The 19,493-nt window shown below is 31.9% G+C and carries 19 protein-coding genes; 9 read left to right on the forward strand and 10 right to left on the reverse strand.

The features are described 5' to 3' along the window. Positions 1-44 precede the first annotated feature (44 nt). Positions 45-674: a 16S rRNA (guanine(527)-N(7))-methyltransferase RsmG gene (rsmG, locus tag Q0822_RS02410; protein WP_299122243.1), complete on the reverse strand. Its 630-nt coding sequence runs from the start codon at positions 672-674 to the stop codon at positions 45-47. Between the two features lie 143 nt (positions 675-817). Between rsmG and Q0822_RS02415 the strand changes: the two genes are divergently transcribed. After that, the gene (locus Q0822_RS02415; RefSeq protein ID WP_299119689.1) at positions 818-1,912 is read left to right on the forward strand and encodes an acyl-CoA desaturase; all 1,095 of its coding nucleotides are present in this window, start codon (positions 818-820) and stop codon (positions 1,910-1,912) included. Positions 1,913-1,943: 31 nt separating this feature from the next. After that, complete coding sequence (locus Q0822_RS02420) at positions 1,944-3,128, forward strand: pyridoxal phosphate-dependent aminotransferase (RefSeq protein ID WP_299119691.1); 1,185 nt, start codon at positions 1,944-1,946, stop codon at positions 3,126-3,128. Positions 3,129-3,193: 65 nt separating this feature from the next. On the opposite strand, the gene Q0822_RS02425 is transcribed toward Q0822_RS02420, so the two are convergent. The 6 genes from Q0822_RS02425 to trkA all read right to left on the reverse strand — a co-directional run bounded on the left by Q0822_RS02425 (position 3,194) and on the right by trkA (position 8,907). Then, a complete protein-coding gene (locus Q0822_RS02425) occupies positions 3,194-3,448 on the reverse strand; it encodes a hypothetical protein (RefSeq protein ID WP_299119693.1) in 255 nt (84 codons plus the stop codon). Positions 3,449-3,582: 134 nt separating this feature from the next. Beyond that, the gene (locus Q0822_RS02430) at positions 3,583-3,831 is read right to left on the reverse strand and encodes a hypothetical protein (protein ID WP_299119695.1); all 249 of its coding nucleotides are present in this window, start codon (positions 3,829-3,831) and stop codon (positions 3,583-3,585) included. 170 nt (positions 3,832-4,001) lie between these two features. After that, on the reverse strand, positions 4,002-5,423 hold the full coding sequence (locus tag Q0822_RS02435) for a DUF5723 family protein (protein ID WP_299119697.1): 1,422 nt from the start codon (positions 5,421-5,423) through the stop codon (positions 4,002-4,004). 2 nt (positions 5,424-5,425) lie between these two features. Further along, entirely contained in the window at positions 5,426-5,995 is a 570-nt protein-coding gene (locus Q0822_RS02440; RefSeq protein ID WP_299119700.1) for a hypothetical protein, read from the reverse strand. Between the two features lie 56 nt (positions 5,996-6,051). After that, positions 6,052-7,545: a potassium transporter TrkG gene (locus tag Q0822_RS02445; RefSeq protein ID WP_299119702.1), complete on the reverse strand. Its 1,494-nt coding sequence runs from the start codon at positions 7,543-7,545 to the stop codon at positions 6,052-6,054. Positions 7,546-7,557: 12 nt separating this feature from the next. After that, the gene (trkA, locus tag Q0822_RS02450; RefSeq protein ID WP_299119704.1) at positions 7,558-8,907 is read right to left on the reverse strand and encodes a Trk system potassium transporter TrkA; all 1,350 of its coding nucleotides are present in this window, start codon (positions 8,905-8,907) and stop codon (positions 7,558-7,560) included. Positions 8,908-9,111: 204 nt separating this feature from the next. On the opposite strand from trkA, the gene ubiE reads away from it, so the two are divergent. Together ubiE and Q0822_RS02460 are read left to right on the forward strand one after the other, a co-directional pair. Continuing rightward, positions 9,112-9,843, forward strand: coding sequence for a bifunctional demethylmenaquinone methyltransferase/2-methoxy-6-polyprenyl-1,4-benzoquinol methylase UbiE (gene ubiE, locus Q0822_RS02455; protein ID WP_299119708.1), 732 nt, complete (start codon positions 9,112-9,114; stop codon positions 9,841-9,843). A gap of 1 nt (position 9,844) precedes the next feature. Further along, positions 9,845-10,564 (forward strand): porin family protein, encoded by a 720-nt coding sequence (locus Q0822_RS02460; protein WP_299119710.1) that lies wholly within the window; start codon positions 9,845-9,847, stop codon positions 10,562-10,564. Here the strand turns inward: Q0822_RS02460 and Q0822_RS02465 are convergent. Then, complete coding sequence (locus Q0822_RS02465; protein ID WP_299119712.1) at positions 10,551-11,288, reverse strand: RNA methyltransferase; 738 nt, start codon at positions 11,286-11,288, stop codon at positions 10,551-10,553. The genes Q0822_RS02460 and Q0822_RS02465 overlap by 14 nt on opposite strands. Positions 11,289-11,435: 147 nt before the next feature. Between Q0822_RS02465 and Q0822_RS02470 the strand changes: the two genes are divergently transcribed. The 4 genes from Q0822_RS02470 to Q0822_RS02485 all read left to right on the forward strand — a co-directional run bounded on the left by Q0822_RS02470 (position 11,436) and on the right by Q0822_RS02485 (position 16,844). Next, positions 11,436-14,033, forward strand: a complete 2,598-nt coding sequence (locus Q0822_RS02470) for a BamA/TamA family outer membrane protein (protein ID WP_299119714.1) — start codon at positions 11,436-11,438, stop codon at positions 14,031-14,033. Positions 14,034-14,150: 117 nt separating this feature from the next. Further along, positions 14,151-15,218 carry a class II fructose-bisphosphate aldolase gene (gene fbaA, locus Q0822_RS02475; RefSeq protein ID WP_299119715.1) on the forward strand — a complete coding sequence of 356 codons (1,068 nt, stop codon included), beginning with the start codon at positions 14,151-14,153 and terminating at the stop codon, positions 15,216-15,218. Positions 15,219-15,438: 220 nt separating this feature from the next. Beyond that, positions 15,439-16,299, forward strand: coding sequence for an acetyl-CoA carboxylase, carboxyltransferase subunit beta (gene accD / locus Q0822_RS02480; protein WP_299119717.1), 861 nt, complete (start codon positions 15,439-15,441; stop codon positions 16,297-16,299). A gap of 11 nt (positions 16,300-16,310) precedes the next feature. After that, the gene (locus tag Q0822_RS02485; RefSeq protein ID WP_299119720.1) at positions 16,311-16,844 is read left to right on the forward strand and encodes a hypothetical protein; all 534 of its coding nucleotides are present in this window, start codon (positions 16,311-16,313) and stop codon (positions 16,842-16,844) included. A 57-nt stretch (positions 16,845-16,901) separates the two neighbouring features. On the opposite strand, the gene Q0822_RS02490 is transcribed toward Q0822_RS02485, so the two are convergent. Further along, a complete protein-coding gene (locus Q0822_RS02490) occupies positions 16,902-17,744 on the reverse strand; it encodes a hypothetical protein (protein ID WP_299119723.1) in 843 nt (280 codons plus the stop codon). A 73-nt stretch (positions 17,745-17,817) separates the two neighbouring features. Further along, complete coding sequence (locus Q0822_RS02495; RefSeq protein WP_299119726.1) at positions 17,818-18,924, reverse strand: sensor histidine kinase; 1,107 nt, start codon at positions 18,922-18,924, stop codon at positions 17,818-17,820. Positions 18,925-19,115: 191 nt separating this feature from the next. Between Q0822_RS02495 and rpsO the strand changes: the two genes are divergently transcribed. After that, positions 19,116-19,385: a 30S ribosomal protein S15 gene (gene rpsO / locus Q0822_RS02500; protein ID WP_299119728.1), complete on the forward strand. Its 270-nt coding sequence runs from the start codon at positions 19,116-19,118 to the stop codon at positions 19,383-19,385. Positions 19,386-19,493 lie beyond the last annotated feature (108 nt).

Below are 19,493 nucleotides of genomic sequence, written 5' to 3' on the forward strand. Positions count from 1 at the left end.
TGTTTTCAGGGTTTTCACAACTACTGAATTAAGCATATAAAACATCATGCTTTGAATTTTAAAGGTAAATAAATCACCTTCTTCGTGTCAAAAAAAACTTCTTCAAAATAATCTGAAAGCAGAAATGCTTTAACATTTGTGTATTGTTTTAGTTCTTCGGTTAAATCACCTCCTTTTAAGTAGAGAATACCATTTTTTAGTTCATTTTTTTGTTGCTTTTTTACCTTTCTCTTCACCCACTTTGTAAACTCGGGCATTGCAGTTACAGCTCTACTTACAATAAAGTCAAAAGTTTCATCCATAGCCTCTACTCTACTGTGTGTAGTTTTCACATTTGTTAATTCAATAGCTTCACACACAGCATTAATGACTTTCAACTTTTTGTTTATACTATCTACCAAGTGAAATTGACAATTTGGAAACATAATAGCCAGTGGTACGCCAGGAAAACCTCCACCTGTACCAACATCTAAAATTGAAGAATTATCAGCAAACTGAATCACTTTGGCAATTCCCAAAGAATGAAGCACATGTCTTAAATATAATTCATCAATGTCTTTACGAGACACAACATTTATCTTCGCGTTCCAATCTTTATATAAGCCCTCTAAAGCTTCAAATTGTTTAATTTGAATTTCTGTTAAATTTGGGAAATATTTAAGGATTAAATCCATCATTTTTACTTTTTTCAAAAATACTTAATTTTATGTGTATAAATTATTGTATTCTCATATGTTCGATTTTAATTATTAACTATCTTTGCTACTCTTATAATGTATCTTATTCCCAAACGTTATAGCATAAAATATATAGACTAATGGCACAACAAACCTTAAAGTTCTCTAGAACAGATTCTGCGAAATTTTTCAGAACGCTAAACAAACGCGTTAATAATTACTTCAAAGAAAACAATATTAAAAAAACAGGAAACTGGAAACTATATATAAAAGCCATAATAATGTTTACATTATTACTTGGCCCTCTTGTATTATTATTAACAATTGAGTTACCAACTTGGCTTCAAGTTATATCTATGATGGTTATTGGTATTGGCATGGCGGGAGTAGGAATGAACGTTATGCACGATGCAAACCACGGTTCTTTTTCTAGTAAAAAATGGGTTAATAAACTAATGGGAAGTAGCATACATATATTAGCTGGTAATGATTATAATTGGAAAGTACAGCACAATGTATTACATCATACATATACAAATATTCAAGGCCACGATGAAGATATTGATGCAGGAAGAATAATTCGCTTTTCTAAACATTCTAAATGGTTAAAAATTCATAAATATCAAAAATACTATGCGTTTCTATTATATGGTTTATTAACTGTTAATTGGGCCATTACTACAGACTTTAAGCAAACATACCAATACCTTAAAAGAAAATTATCTTATGGCGAATTCCCTAATCCTGCTACACAATGGACCAAGTTAATTATTGGTAAGATAATATACTATTCTATTTGGGTGGTTCTACCTCTTGCTTTGGGTTACACCTGGTGGCAAGTTTTAATCGGGTTTCTAATTATGCATTACACTGCAGGAATGATTTTAAGTGTTATTTTTCAATTAGCACACGTAATGCCAAATACCGATATGCCTTTGCCAGATGAAGAAGGAAACATGAAAAATACTTGGGCAATTCACCAACTATTTACGACTTCTAATTTTTCTCCTAAAAGTTGGATTGTAGAATTTTACACTGGTGGCTTAAACAGACAAGTTGAGCATCATTTATTCTCAAATATAAGCCATGTCCATTACAAAAACATAGCAAAAATAGTAAGAGAAACTGCTAATGAGTTTAGTTTACCTTATAATGAATACAATTCAATTTGGACAGCTATCTCAGAGCATTATCAGCAACTAAAAGAATTAGGTAAAAAGCCAAGCATGGCATAATACAATTCGCCGATTAAAATAATCAATTACAATGAACCAACTATCAGATAGAATTAATAATCTATCGACTTCAGCAACCCTTGCCATGGCAGCAAAAGCCAGAGAATTACGAGCAGAGGGAAAAGATATTATTGGATTAAGTTTAGGTGAACCAGACTTTAACACTCCAGAATTTATTAAAAAAGCAGCCATAGAAGCTGTAAATCAAGACTATAATAGCTACACTCCAGTTGATGGCTATGTAGAGCTAAAAGAAGCTATCATTACTAAGTTTAAACGAGATAATAACCTCAACTATACTTTACCTCAAATTGTAGTATCTACAGGTGCAAAACAAGCTTTATATAATATCGCTTCTGTAATGCTTAACAAAGGAGATGAAGTTATTTTACCTTGTCCTTATTGGGTAAGTTATAGTGATATTGTAAAACTTAATGATGGTGTTTCAGTAGAAGTAAAAACATCTATTGACAATGATTTTAAAATGACTGCAGCTCAGCTTGAAGCTGCTATTACGCCAAAAACAAAGATGATTTGGTACAGCTCCCCTTGCAATCCAAGTGGATCTGTTTACAGTAAGGATGAACTCAGAGCATTGGCTGATGTTTTACAAAAACATCCTAACATTTATGTTGTCTCTGATGAAATCTATGAACACATTAATTTTGTTGGTGGACATTATAGTATGGCTCAGTTTGATGATATGTATAACCGAACGATTACTGTAAACGGTGTTTCTAAAGCATTTGCAATGACAGGTTGGAGAATCGGATATATTGGAGCCCCAGATTGGATAGCCAGAGCCTGTAATAAAATACAAGGACAAATAACAAGTGGAGCTAACTGCATAGCTCAACGTGCCGTAATTACTGCATTAGAAGCACCAGCATCTAGTGTGCAATATATGGTAGACGAATTTAAAGTACGTCGTAAACTTATTTTAGACCTACTAAGTGAGATTGATGGTTTTAAATCTAATGAGCCAGAGGGAGCGTTTTACGTTTTCCCAGATGTATCGGCTTATTTTGGAAAAACCATAAAAGGAAAAACCATTAATAATGCGACTGATATGTCATTATTTCTATTAGAAGAAGCATTGGTTGCAACGGTAACTGGTGAAGCTTTTGGTAATCCAAATTGCATTAGAATTTCTTATGCAGCATCTCAAGAAAATATTAAAGAGGCAATTAAACGTATTAAAACAGCGTTAAGCTAATATAATACATCAATCGCCTTTTTTAAGAAAAGCTATAACGTGATTTTTGCGTTATAGCTTTTTTATTATGATGCAAAAAATAGCCAAACCAAAGCTATACTTATTACAATCGTTAATCCAATGATTTTCACCCAAAGGATTTGATTTTCTTTTTTTAGTTTTTTTCTTATATCTCTTAGTTGCTTTGGCGTAGCAGTAGGGAAATCATATTCTGGTTTTTTGTTTTTCCCATATCCACCTAGCGTCTTTCTAAACTTAGTACGTTTACCCAACATTCTTTCATTATTCTTAAGTATAGTAATCATTGTTTGAGCTCCCATAAATTATAAGTTTTAAAAGTTGAGTAGAGGCAATAGTAACTGCGTCGACATATAATGAAACATGTCATTAAAATTATAAAAGACACTTTATAAAAGTGTCAGTTAAAGATCAAAAAAGTCAATTGTCTATTCTTTTAGAATAAAGCGACTAATGCTATGGCAAAAACTGATAATTTCAAGATTACAGCAGTATGGTTTACCATATTGAATTGTGAAGATTTTAGACGTTGTCTAATTCCAAATACTGATTTTGTAGTAGACTTACTAAAGTTTTGCTTTACAACTGATTTGTAATTAGAATTTAATAATCCGTTGGTTGTAAAATGAGTCACCTCAGCGGGTTCTGGTACAAATTCTAATTCTTGTTTTAATACTAATTCCATGATTGATATTTTTAATTGGTTATACAAGTAAGACGCACAAGAATTAAAAATGTTACAGCCTGTGTTGCAACTATAGCGTGAGATTGACCATGTAAATTCCAAAAACAACCAGTAGAAATATAGGCTAGCTATATTTTAAAAAAAAATAAAAAAAAGTTTAAAATCATCACTTAATGAGCTCTGCCAAACACTAAATTAAGGCCAAATTGTAGCGATACACTTTGTGCTTTTGCCAAATTTTGATAGTCTAATAAATTATCTGCTAATAAATAAAAGTTAACAGGTCCTATATCTGTTGACATGCCTAATCCAATATTTGTATATGAAAAAGAATCTAACGTATAAGTTACTTTCATTCTTAACCCTTTAAAAACTCTCCTGTAATAATATGCGGTTAGTGCTAGTTGTGGTTGTTTGGGCCTATTCACAGCATAGAGCTGTGCTCCAATAGCGTTTATATAACCACTATCTTTTGTTAAACAATTACAGTCTTTACTAACTTTTTTACCGAAAGCGTAACGCAATGCTGCATTTAATTTTAAAGGTCTCCATGTGGTGTATTTTGCAGTTATAGAATCGACCTCAAATAAATCTTCGAAATTATCTGCAACTTCATTCCAGTACTCTTCCGCAGTTTGTCCGTCATCAACTTCAGGAAAAATCGGATTTATACCTTCGTAAGTATATTTTCCCTTAACACTATAACTCTCAATATCTTTTGTATGTCTTATAAAACCAAAATCTTGCAAACTGGCTTCGAATTGTAATTGATCTGTGGCCTGATAGGTTAGACCTAAATCGAGTCCTAAACCTAAATTACCGCCTAAGAGCAATCTTTTTCTAATCGCTTTTATGTCATCTGAAACGTCAGAATTAGCATCTTCAGTAAGACTTCTAATTCCCGATGTTTGCACACTGAGATCCAAATCAAATATATGCTCTAAAAAATTATTATCACCTTCTTGAGTTATGAATGATCCTCTATTTTTTGTTGAATTCACATTAAAAACACTAGAGTAAATCTTACCTCTCGCACCAATGGTCAATTTATCATTGACTTTTTTAGTAGTACCTAAATGTAATACCGAAACCACTTCTCCTGTAGCATTTAAATCGCCTATATCAAAAATACGGCCTATGTTATTAGCATTTCCCTCATAAGCTAATATCGTGTAATCTTTAGGATGGTATGCAATAATGTCTGTCTCGAGATACATTCCAAAAGACAAATAATTATCCTTTTCTATGCCTTTACCATAGGAAAAACCACCTGAAAAAATATCGAGTTGTTGATTAAGGGTGAAAAAATCATTTTCTTCTAAACTAAAAATTACATCTCGTAGCTTAGAATTAAAGTCTCTACCATCATCTGCAAACAAATCATATGCACTAACACCAGAGCTACCTGCATTAGAATGTATATGTGAAAGCAACGGAAAACCAACATACCACTTATTATCTAAAGTTGTACTTGGATTAATCAATACTGACTGCGGAATATCATTAAATCCAAATAATAGCTGTTTATTTTGTGCATTGACAACACAAAGCATATTCATGATTAATAAAAATGTCAGCCTTTTGTACATCATGGCTAAACATCTATATCAAAGTAAAATATACCTTTTGATTTTAAAGAAATTTTTTCTGAAGAGTTTTCGTTTAACATAGAGCCATCAGAACTAGGGTATAATGTTAAGGTAATTATCATTTTAGTCACTAACTTGAGATTTTCTAAACTATCATCTTCAAAAATTTCGATATATTCAGTGACCACCTCATTACCAGCAGAAGACGCTAAGGCATCAAATGAAACTGTATGCTGTAACTCATCTGTATTATTTAAAAAATCTACTTGCAGATTAAATGTTCTGGGAATAGTATTAGTGGCTTCAAAAATAAATTCTGCTCTTATTAAATTATCTTTAACAAATTGTTCTTCGAATATTTCAATATTGGCAATAGAATCTCTTATTATTTCTATTTCTACACCATTAAGCGAAAATTGAGAGGCTTCTACTTCTGTATAGACAATGCTAGCCTCCAATGCAGGAGTTAATGAAAAATCATTTGCTTGATCAAAATCAACATCTTTAACACAAGAGAGTAATGAAATCAATAAAATGATTGTACAAAGTATCGCTTTTCCATTAATTTTTAACATATTACAAATCTTAATTACTTACTAAAGTAACGATTATGCTAAAAACATATTGCCAATTACCTGTTTCTCCAAAAGAAAGGGGTCAATAAGATAAGAACTGTAAATAATTCTAATCTCCCAATAAGCATTAAAAAAGATGCCCACCACTTACCTAAAGATGGTAAAGCAGCATAATTGTTAACTGGTCCGAAATCACCCAGGGCTGGACCAACATTTCCTAAACTAGAAGCTGAAAGCCCTATTGCCGATATAAAATCTATTTGAAGCATAGAGAAAACTAGAGCACCAATAATAAATGACAACATATACAGAATAAAGAAGCCTAGTATGTTAAAAACAATATCTCCCGAAATGGATTTTTTATTATAACGTACAGGTAAAATAGCATTAGGATGTAAAGCGCGTTTAAATTCTAAGAAACCGTTCTTAATTAAAATTAAATGACGTACTACCTTTACACCACCAGATGTACTACCTGCAGAACCTCCTAAAAACATCAGTCCAAAAAAGAAAACGGTTAAAAAAGGCGTCCACATTGTATAGTCCGCTGTTACAAAACCAGTTGTGGTAACTATAGCTAAAACCTGGAATAAACCATGTCTTATAGCACTTTCACCCTCACCAAAAACCATAAGATGTGTAATGGAGGATTGAGAAACATCAGCTCTAAAATAAATTAAAAGGGCAGCAACTATGGTAAAAGCAGCAATGAATCTAAAGTAAAGTTTGAATTCTTCGTCTTTTATTACTTTAACCACATTACCCTTAAATATAAAATAACTCAATACAAAATTTGTTCCTGCCAAAAACATAAAAAATATGATAATGTATTGTATCGCAGGATTGTCGTTCCAGTGAGCAATACTAGCATTTTTTGTAGAAAAACCACCTGTTGAAAGCGTACTTAGTGCATGATTTATAGCATCAAAAAATGACATTCCAGCAATCTGAAGTAAAATAGTTTCAGCAATAGTGTAACCAACATAAATTAGCCACAAACGCTTTGCAGTATCTGTTATTCTAGGATGTAGTTTATCTCCCCCAGGACCTGGTGCTTCTGCTGCAAACAGTTGCATACCACCTACTCCTAGTAAAGGTAATATGGCAATTGCAAGGACAATAATTCCCATACCACCAATCCAATGTGTAGTACTCCGCCAAAACAAGACACCTTCTGGTATTATTTCAATATCGTTTAGAATACTGGCACCTGTAGTGGTATAACCAGAAATGGTTTCAAAAAATGCATTTGTAAACGAAGGAATGGATTCTGTTGCCAAATAGGGTAAGGTTCCTGTGAGTGACATCACAATCCAGCCAAAGGCTACTACCACATAGCCTTCGCGTTTATTCATTTCCTTACGATGATTTTTAGTTGCATACATTGCAACACCTCCTAAAAGTAAAGTGGCTAAACCAGCTAAAAATAATTTAAAAGTAACGCCATCTTTGTAAATAAGACTAATCAATGTAGCTACCATCATAAAACCACCATTGAATAATAATAGTAATCCGAAAAAATGGAATATAATTTTATAATTAAGCTTCATCTGTTTTATAAACTATGCAAAAAATGCTTCAACTTCAGAAATAGAGCGTGGCAGACAACAAACCACAACACGATCACCTGCCTCAATTTTAAAACTTCCAAGAGGAATCATACCCTTTCCATTTCTTATAACACCACCAAAAATTGCCGATCTTGGAAAACTTAAATCCTTTACCACTTTGTTGGTGATTTTTGAATTTGGCTTAACAACAAACTCCAAAAGTTCTGCATTCATATTGGTAAGTTTGGTCATAGCAACGACCTCACCTTTTCTAATATATCTAAATATATTATTAGCAGCCAATAGTTTTTTATTAATCAATGTATCTATACCTATAGATTGAGATAACTGATAATAATCCATATTTTCTACTAAAGCTATGGTTTTCTTTACTCCTTTAGATTTTGCTAAAAGACAAGACATAATATTAGTTTCAGAATTACCAGTTACAGCAATAAAAGCATCCATGTCTGAAATATTTTCTTCGTCCAATATTTCAACATTTCTTCCATCACCACATATTACAAGAGCATTAGGTAAGCGGTCTGCAAGATCTTCTGCAACTGGTTTTCTACTTTCAACTAATTTAACATTGAACTTACTTTCACATAAATCTCTCGCTGTTTTATATCCAATTTTGCTTCCACCAAGAATCATAACATTCTTAATTTCAGATTTTACTTTACCAGACAATTCAAACAATTCGTCATCACCACCTTTCGAAGTCATAAAAACGACTTTATCACCTTCCTTAAATTGCGTGTCACCTCTAGGTATTATAGTATATTGAGTTGCATAACGTTGAATCGCAATAGGAATAAAATGCAGTTCTGAGTATATTTCTGCTGCTTCCTTAACCGTTTTACCAACAAATGTTGCAGTTCTAGACAATCGTAGACCTAACATTGTTAAGGCTCCTTCTTCAAACTCATACGTATCATTAAATCCGTACTGATTTAATAATAATTCAATTTCTGAAGCAGCTAAGGATTCAGGAGAAATTAATTCGTCTATTCCAAATTTAGAAAACCCTATAGTTTCTTTTTCATCAATGAATTCGGTGTTAGAAATACGAGCTATAGTGCGCTGTGCACCTAACTGTTTAGCAATTACACCAGCTGTAATGTTAGTGGTTTCTGAAGATGTAACTGCAATAAAAAGTGCTGCAGTATCTATTCGCGCTTCTCTTAAAATAGAAATAGATGTAGCATCCCCTTTTATGGTTTTTATATCTAAATGTTCACCTGCATAAGCTAAGCTATCCTTTTTGGTATCAATAAGAGTTATTTCTTGCGACTCATAGGACAATAGTTTTGCTAAATGAAATCCTACTTCTCCAGCACCTGCGATAATTATTTTCATCCTTAATTGTTGAAATAAACATGCAAATATACTAAGAAGTTATAAGTTAGGAGGTTTCTATATTATTTAAAGTATCATTTACATACTTCATATTAATATCAACTAATTATTTCTTTATATAATAATAACTTTCCTAGTCTTAACTTTAAATATTTACAACTTCAAGTACTTATAACTAATCCGTATATTTGCCAAAAATTTTTAATGGCTGAAAAAGTAAATCCTTACAAAGACAGTGACCAATCCAAAAAGATTCAGGTGACCAAAATGTTTGATACCATTTCTAAAGAATATGATGGCTTAAACCGTATCATTTCTTTTGGTATTGATGTAAAGTGGAGAAATAAAGTTGTTAAAATTGTTTCTGAAAAACAGCCAGAAAATATTCTGGATATTGCTACAGGAACTGGTGACTTAGCCATTAATCTAACTTCGACCAATGCCAAAGAAATTATTGGTTTAGACATTAGTGATGGAATGTTAGAAGTAGGAAGACAGAAAATTAGAACTAAAAAATTAGATGGTATTATATCTATGGTAATTGGTGATTCTGAAGATTTACCTTTTAAAGACAACACCTTTGACGCTATTACTGTTGCATTTGGAGTTCGTAACTTTGAAAATTTAGAGAAAGGATTAGCTGAAATATTAAGAGTCTTAAAACCCAATGGTGTTTTTGTGATTTTAGAAACTTCTGTTCCAACCAACCCAATCTATAAAGCAGGATATAAGATACACACAAAACTTATTCTACCAGTTATCGGCAAGCTTTTTTCAAAAGATAAAGTTGCATATAGCTATCTTAGTGAATCGGCTTCTGTTTTCCCATATGGTGAAGCTTTAAACAATATTTTGAGAAAAATTGGGTTTATTAATGTCGAAGACAAACCACAAACCATGGGTGTGGCAACAATTTACACAGCATCTAAAGCATAACATGAAGAGAATCTTAATCTTTTTAGCATTTTTTTTAGTATTTCAAAATGCATCCGCTCAATTATTTACCAAAGAAAAAGTAACTAATAATCCAGACCCAAAGGATGAAGAGCTATTGTCTTGGGGTTATTTTCTTGGTTTAAATAGTTATGACTTCAAGTTTAATTATAATGAGGATATGGAAGACATTTTGGTGGATGACGACACGTTTGGATTTCACTTAGGACTTGTCGGTGACTTACGAATTAATAATTATTTGAATTTGAGACTTGAACCTGGTGTATTTTTTACTACGAGAAATCTACGTTATAAAGAAAGTTACTTTGCTGGTATGGAATTTAATGACTCTGATTTATTGAGAGAAGTAAAATCGACATACATACATGTACCATTATTGTTAAAAATGTCAACTAAGCGCATTAATAATTTCAAACCATTTGTTGTCGGAGGTGTTTCAGCTGCGATTAATCTTTCTAGTAATGAAGACAATCCAAATGACAATAGTTCTGGAGAGTTTAGAATGACTAAAAACACATATTTCTACGAAATTGGTTTTGGTATAGACTTTTATTTACTCCATTTTAAGTTTACACCATCTATTCGAGGAATTTTCGCTATAAATGATGAGATTATTAGAGATAATGACCCAAATAGTCCATGGACAGGTAATATTGCAAAAATGCAAACTAGAGGTGTTTTTATCAACTTTACATTTCAGTAATAGTTCGTCGCCTAAATTCGCTTAAAATGATTCCTGTGGCATTAGCCACATTTAAACTTTCAGTAGACTGTTTTTTTCCAAATTGTGGAATTGTTATTCTCCTTTCAACTTTAGATGAAATCGCTTCAGAAATTCCATTAGCTTCATTCCCTAATATTACAATACCTTCACTTGGCAAACTAGAATTATAAATATTTTCACCATCCATGAAAGCTCCAAAAATATTGGCTTTACTAGATTCTAAATAATCCTCTAAATCTAAATATGTAACATTTACACGAGCTAGCGAGCCCATTGTAGCTTGTACTACTTTAGAGTTATAGCAATCTACAGTATTGGTGCTACAAACTAAATCTTTAACTCCATACCAATCACAGAGACGAATAATAGTCCCTAAATTACCTGGATCTCTTACGTCATCTAGTGCTATAATTAAGCCTTCATTTTTTAGTGATATTGACTTTGGAGTTTTAAAAACAGCTAAAGCCGTATTAGGATTTTTGAGCGTTGATATCTTTTTAAGTTCTATTTCAGAAATCTCAGTGACTTGGTGATTTACTATGTCAAAAATTCGTTTTGTAGTATAGAGATTTTCTAACTGAAAGTCTGAATTTAGAAACTCATTAATTCCTTTTATGCCTTCAACAGTAAACAAGCCTAATTGCTGTCTATTCTTTTTTTGACTTAAACTTTTAATTAACTTTATTTGATTCTTTGATAACATTAAAATCTCTTTACATTTGTTTGTAAAATACAAAGTAAACCTTTTTACCCTTATTATTTTTCTAATTTTATTTAAGTACTAATATTTAAAGACATAAATGGTATTATTTTTGTTTCGTACAAACATTATCAAAATACAATACAGCTTTTGAAATTGTCAAATCGTAATTCTTGCTTAGGTAAAAACTACAAATCACTTTGTATTGTTTTGGTATTGGCTGTATTTGTTCTATCTATTAGTTCTTGTAATGTTGTAAAACGTGTTAAAAACAATGAGCATCTCATTACTGAAAACACAATTATTGAAGACGGAAAAATAAATAATGAAGAACGCATCAACAATATCGTAATTCAAAAAGTGAATACTGGCATGAATGGTTTTTTAGGTATTAAACTACCTCTTAAACTAGGAATTTACAATTTAGCTCGACCGAATATTGACTCAATTCTTGAAGCTAAAGTTCTAAGCGATTCTTCTAAAGTAAAATGGAAAACTAAATTACTCTCAAAAAAGCAATTTGATAAAGAGATACAAACCAGAAAAAATTTCAACAATTGGTTAAAGCGCACAGGTGAAGCTCCAACTATTCTTAATGAAGATAAAACCATTAAAACAACTAATAACCTAAGAAAATACTATTACAGCAAAGGATGGTTTAACAATCAGGTAGCATACGAAGTAAAAAGAGATAGTAACAAACGTGCTCAAGTAACATATAAGGTTACAAAAAACAAACCTTACAAATTAGATTCTGTTACCCCAATTATAAGTAGTCTTGCAATTGATACACTCTACGATAAATTCAGCAAAGCATCATTACTAAAAAAAGGTGAGCAATATGACGAACTAAATTATGAAAACGAACGGGTACGCATAAACACCTACTTACGTAATGCGGGTTTTTATTATTTTGGACAAGATTATATAAGTTTCGTAACAGATACTATAAAAACAAATCACAAGGTAAATACAGAATTATTTATTGCCAACCGTACCATTAGAGGTGACGATTCTACTACTACAGTACCGTTTAAAATCTATAAGATTAAAGAGGTCAATATTTTTACAGACGACAATTTTGACAACCGGTTTAAGACCATCTCAGATACTACAATTTACAAAGATTATAACCTATATAGTAAGGAGAAATTACGATTTAGACCAAAAGCGATAACTGACGCTGTATTTATTAATAAAGGAGACACTTATAGTGATTTAGCCAGAAGCAGGACTTCGCGCTATCTAAATGATTTACAGATGTTTAGATATCCCAGTATCGATTATGTTGAAAATGAACAAGACACTACCTTAACAGCAAACATCTATTTAGAGCCCAAAAAAAAATATCAGTTAAGTTTTGACCCTGAAATAACTCAAAGTAATATTCAAACCATTGGATTTTCATTCAGTGCCGGATTAAAAATACGTAATGTCTTTAGAGGTGCAGAAACGTTAGAGATCAGTGGTATTGCGGCAATTGGTGCATCAGATGATAATAGTACCGATGATGAAAGGTTTTTCGATATTAACGAGTTTGGAGGAAATATCAGACTAACTATTCCGCGTTTATTCACACCTTTTAATACAGATAAGGTCATACCCAAATATATGTCACCAAGCACAGTGATAAATCTCTCCGCAACTAGTCAACAAAATATTGGATTAGACAAACAGACCTTGTCTGGTGTGCTAAGTTACAATTGGTTTCCTTCAAAAACAGTAACTAATAATTTAGATCTTTTTAATGTACAGTTTGTAAAAAACCTTAATACTAGTAATTATTTCGGAGTTTATACAAACTCATTTGGCAGATTAAATACTATAGCTCAAGATATTGGTTATATAGGAGGTGATGAAACTTTAGAGAATCCTCTTGTACAAAATGATTTTTCTCCGGCAGACCAGTTTATTGATGATGTTTTGACTGAACAGACTAGTCTAATGCCTGGTGCTGCTGATTTTGCCACTGTAAATAATATAAAAGAGCGTAAAGACCGACTCACAGAAAACAACCTTATTTTCTCTACAAGTTTTGACTATAAGAAAGACAGGAGGCAGAATATATTCGATAATGATTTTTCAGTTTTTAAATGGCGAGTAGAATTGGCTGGTAATTTACTATCTAACCTATCAAGACTCACTGGAGCTTCTAAAAACGAAAATGGTAATTATGAAGTTTTTGGCGTGGCATTTTCACAATATTTTAAAACCGAAATCGATTATGTAAAATATTTTGATTTAGGAAGAAAGAACGTTTTTGCTTTCAGATCTTATGCTGGTATAGCTATCCCTTATGGCAACTCTAACAGTATTCCTTTTGCCAAGAGTTTCTTTGCTGGTGGACCTAATGATAATAGAGCTTGGACAGCATATAACCTTGGTCCTGGAAGTTCTAAAACCACTAACGAATTTAATGAGGCAAACTTTAAAATTCACTTTAGTGCAGAACAACGTTTTAATCTATTTGGACAATGGTATGGTGCATTATTTATTGATGCAGGTAACATTTGGAATGTACTAGATAATGTAGAGGATGAAGATGCAACCTTTACTAATTTTAGCTCATTAAAAGACATAGCTGTTGGCTCTGGTTTTGGTATACGCTATGACTTCGATTTTTTTGTATTACGTTTTGATACAGGCTTTAAAACTTACGATCCATCACAAAGTGAAGGTAACCGTTGGTTTAAACAATATAACTTCAGAAATGCAGTTTTTAATATTGGAATTAATTATCCTTTTTAATTCAATTTTTCTTAAGTTTCAGCTATATCGTTTTCGTTATTTTATAACAAGTCGACCTTCATAAATACTCAAAATTTACGTATTTTTGATATCTAAATTTTTCAATCCAAAAAAATTATGAGTCATAATATCAAACCTGGAGTTGCAACAGGAAGAGAAGTACAAAATATTTTCAAATTAGCAAAAGAGAAAGGTTTTGCCTTACCAGCTGTAAATGTTATTGGATCTAACACTATAAATGGTGTTTTAGAAACTGCAAAAGCATTAAATGCACCAGTGATAATTCAATTTTCAAATGGTGGTGCACAATTTAATGCTGGAAAAGGCTTAAGTAATGAAAATCAGAAAGCTGCTATTGCAGGTTCTGTTGCTGGTGCAAAACATGTGCACCAAATGGCAGAAGCTTACGGAGTACCTGTTATTTTACATACAGACCACTGTGCCAAGAAATTATTACCTTGGATAGATGGTTTATTAGATGCTAGTGAACAACATTTTAAAGAAACAGGAAAACCTCTTTACAGTTCGCACATGATTGATTTATCTGAAGAACCAATCGAAGAGAACATAGAGATTTGTAAGCAATATTTAGCTCGTATGAGTAAAATGGGTATGACTTTAGAAATTGAACTTGGTATTACAGGTGGTGAGGAAGATGGTGTAGATAATAGTGATGTTGACGCTTCAAAGTTATACACTCAACCAGAAGAAGTTGCTTATGCTTATGAAGAGTTAAGTAAAGTGAGTGACCAATTTACTATAGCTGCAGCCTTTGGTAATGTCCATGGTGTATACAGACCCGGTAATGTGAAATTAACTCCAAAAATCTTAAAAAACTCTCAAGATCATATCACTGAAAAATACGGTGTTGGGCATAATCATATAGATTTCGTATTTCATGGAGGATCAGGTTCAACATTAGAAGAAATAAGAGAAGGTATTAGCTACGGTGTTATTAAAATGAATATTGATACTGATATGCAATGGGCTTTTTTAAGCGGTGTTAGAGATTATATACAAGACAAAAAAGACTACTTACAAACTCAAATTGGCAATCCTGATGGTGATGATGTCCCTAACAAAAAATATTATGATCCGCGCGTTTGGTTACGTAAAGGTGAAGATGCCTTTGTTGAGAGACTTAAGAAGGCTTTTGAAGATTTAAATAATGTTGACACTTTATAAAAAGTATTCGAATTAATAAAACCCATTACAACTCAAAATCAGAGTTTTAATGGGTTTTTATTTGTCCTAAAATTTTGCTTTCTAAACCTATTATACATTTTTGGGTTTAATAATAAAGTAGTAATTTTATATGTTTTACATTTGCACCCTAACAACTAACTAAAACCTCCGGTTAAAGATTTTTATATCTTAAATCGTGAATTTAAAACTGTAAATCAATATGGCTTGGTTTAAAAGAAAAGATAAAGGCATTCAAACCTCTACTGAGGAAAAAAAAGACACTCCTAAAGGTCTTTGGTATAAATCTCCTACAGGAAAAATAATAGATACTAAAGAACTCGAACAAAATTTTTACGTAAGTCCAGAAGATGGATACCATGTAAGAATTGGAAGTGCAGAGTATTTTGAAATTCTATTTGACGACAATAAATTTAAAGAGTTAGATGCTAATTTGTCTTCTAAAGATCCATTAAAGTTTGAAGACACAAAAAAATATCCAGACCGATTAAAAGCAGCACAAACAAAAACGCACCTCAAAGATGCGGTAAGGACAGCAGTGGGTAAATCCAATGGACAAGACTTAGTAATTGCATGTATGGATTTTGCCTTTATTGGTGGTTCTATGGGAAGTGTTGTAGGCGAAAAAATTGCGAGAGCTGCGGACTATGCTTTAAAAAAGAAAACACCATTTATGATTATCAGTAAATCTGGTGGAGCACGTATGATGGAAGCTGCCTTATCCTTAATGCAATTAGCTAAAACTTCAGCAAAATTAGCACAATTAGCAGATGCTAAAATACCATACATATCACTTTGTACTGATCCAACTACAGGTGGTACAACAGCATCGTTTGCGATGTTAGGAGATATTAATATTGCTGAACCTGGAGCTTTAATTGGTTTCGCTGGGCCACGCGTGGTTAGAGACACTACTGGCAAAGAATTACCTGAGGGTTTTCAAACCTCAGAATTTTTATTAGAACATGGTTTCCTAGATTTTATAACACATCGTAAAGATTTAAAAAACAAGATTAATCTATATATTGATTTAATAAAAAATCAACCTCTTAGAGTTTCATAAAGCTTTTAAAAATGAGACGTTATAGCCTTATTGTTATTACTGTAATATGTTGTCTAAATCTTATTTCTTGTAAGCAAGATGATGGTATTACTCTAACGCCTATAACTGACGATTTTTCTGCAATTGTCAATATAACTTCTACAAGTTTTTTAGATGAAGATCAGCGCTTCGCTAGCTACGCTCCTTTAGATATCAGTATCAATGATACGATAGAAGAAAATCAAGATTTTATAATTGAAGCTAGGTTAAATAAGCTTTCCTATGAAATCACTAATTATAATGGTGATTCTCAAACTACCCTAACTGATGCCGTTATAATAATTGGAGGAATATCTATTGAAATTGACGATTTAGTTATTCAAAATAATCTTAATACGGAAAATCATATAGTTGATAGATATCTTTTAAACAATATAGCTTACAATTTTGAAAATAGTACTTCAATTAATACTTTAATTACTGGACAGCTTAGTGACACATCAGTAAGTTTTGATGTTATTATTAGGATGAACATCACTGTAGGTATTGACGATTTTGATGATTAATAATAAAAAAGCGAGCCTTTTGGCTCGCTTATCACTCCAATCAACCAAAACTAATAACTAATTTAAAGTTATCGGTATTTCTGTGCCATTATTAAAAGTAAATGTTGCTTGGTTATCACAATCACCATCTCCAAAATCAAATAAACCTCCAAAGTTAGTGCGTTGTACATCAAAAGTTCCACTAACAAAATAAGTGCAAATTACTTCTCTACGTAAGGGTATAATAACTTCATAGGTATGTGTATTTCCATTTACAAAAGTAGCTGTCCAGTTACCTGTAATTTCAAAAACATTATCACTAAAAATACCACTACCAAAACCTTCAATCCATTCTCTAATTCTCGTACCTTCTCTAGAAGCTTGCACACCGTTTGGCCATATTACAGTAATATCTAAGCTATGTGTAAATTGCGGATTACCATTTTCGTTAGATAGTTCTTTAAGAATAGAACGACTGGCAATAATATTTTTAGCGTCAAAATAAAAATCTATCAAATTATAGTTAATCATAATTTGCTGCGCTTCAGGATCTCTTGTGTAATCGAATACGATTTGTCCTTTCAGTAAGTGGCCACGTACAATACAACCATCAGCACCAAAATCTATAGTAACTTGTCTGTAACCTTGCTCGGCAACAACTGTAATTGTAACACAATCTGGAATATCTCGGCTTTGAGCGCTTCGATTCGCCAAATTAGATTCTTCTTCCTCGTAGGCTTCAATAACTAGTTCTCCTAAAACATTGTCAATCTCGTCAATCTCAGCAGAACGCTGTACTTCTTGTGTGTCTTCGAGCTGATTCTCTGTTTCTGTAGTGTTATCCTCACTACAAGATGTAAAGATTAAACCTAAAACCAAAAGGCTTAAAACTGCACTTTTAAATGAATTAAAACTTTTCATGATTACTTTTTTTAATGTTAATATAGTGTTAAGACCACTGTATCTACAAAAGGTTTAATCATGAAGAAAAAAATTATCCTTTTTTAAAATAAATTGAAAACTCTGTACCTACATCTACTTGACTCGAAACCTCGACTCTGCCGCCTAAAGATTCAATATGGTTTTTTGTTATAAAAAGTCCAATACCAATGGCATCTGCATTAGAGTGAAATGTTTTGTAGATCTCAAAAAGCTTATCTCCAAACTTGTCTAAATCTATTCCCAAACCGTTATCTTTTATTTTAAGTACTACAAAGTCATCCTCAATACGAGAAGTCAACTCTATAATGGGTATTCTTTTTTCAGATTTATACTTAATGGCATTGGTAAGAAAGTTAAGAATAATACTATCAAGATAAGCTGGGATTGCTTTAACAGAAATATTTTCATCAATTTCGTTATATATTGTAGCCTCTGCATTCTGAGCCATTGCGATAATGTTGTATGTAGCTTTTTCTACATAATCATATAAATTAAGGATTTCCATTTTAGAATCTTCAATTTCTTTGATTTTAGCAACTTGCGTTAAATGCGAAACCGTTTCTTGTAAGTTTTCAATAGCTTTTTTTAAAAGTTGAAAGTTTTCATTTGTGTTGAGATTAGAAAAATCTTCTTCTAAAAACTCTGTAAGTGAAGATAAATTACCTGAATGAGATCTCAAATTATGGGTTACTATATCAGCAAAAGATGTCAATCTTTCATTTTGCTCCTGAGCAACACTAAGCATAGCTTTCAATTTGTCTTGGTTCTTTTGTCTATTGGTAACATCAGAAAATTGCCAAATCATATGAGGTCTGTCCTCTTTAAAATAGACTAAAGAAACATAAATTAAAACCCAAATTATAGAACCATCTTTATGAAAATACCTTTGTTTAACACGATATTTATCAATCTCGCCGCTGATAAGCTTTTCATATTTTTGTTCATGAACACCGAGATCTTCAATAAAAATGATATTATTAATATCCATATTAAAAAGCTCCCACCTTGAGTAACCAAAAATTTCGCAGACACTTTCATTTACTTTCAGCCAATCACCATCTAAATTTACAATAGCTATACCGTTGTAAGTATTGTTAAAAATTCGTTCTAGAACGTCATAGGCGTTAAAGAAGTTACGTTGCGGTTTCGTTACTTTCATACATACAATTTAACAGGATTAATTAGTGATAGCTATTAAATTCGTATAGGGTTGGTTGAATAAGAATTATTTTTTATCTCATTCAACATCAAAAAGTTACGAAAAAAATCGCAAATCACAAAAAAACACTATATTTGCCGCTCGAAAGAAAGGCTTTCGTGTACATAACAATCATTTACAATAATATTAGCATGTATTTAGACTCAAAAGGAAAAGAAAAACTTTTCAAAAAACATGGTAAAGATGCAAAAGATACTGGTTCTGCTGAAGGACAGATAGCATTATTTACTGCAAGAATTAATCACTTAACAGAACACTTAAAAAGAAATCGTAAAGATTATAACACTGAGCGTTCATTAGTAAAATTAGTAGGTAAGCGTAGAGCTTTATTAGACTACTTAACTAAGAAAGATATCTTAAGATATCGTGCCATAGTAAAAGAATTAGGATTAAGAAAATAATCTCAATAAAAAGACCACGTTTTTTAGCGTGGTTTTTTATTTTATATAACGCAATCGAAAGCGTCTAAAATTCGAATTATGAATAAGCAGATTCTGATATAAGTTCAG

The sequence above is a fragment of the uncultured Winogradskyella sp. genome (assembly GCF_947496485.1).
GTDB lineage: Bacteria > Bacteroidota > Bacteroidia > Flavobacteriales > Flavobacteriaceae > Winogradskyella.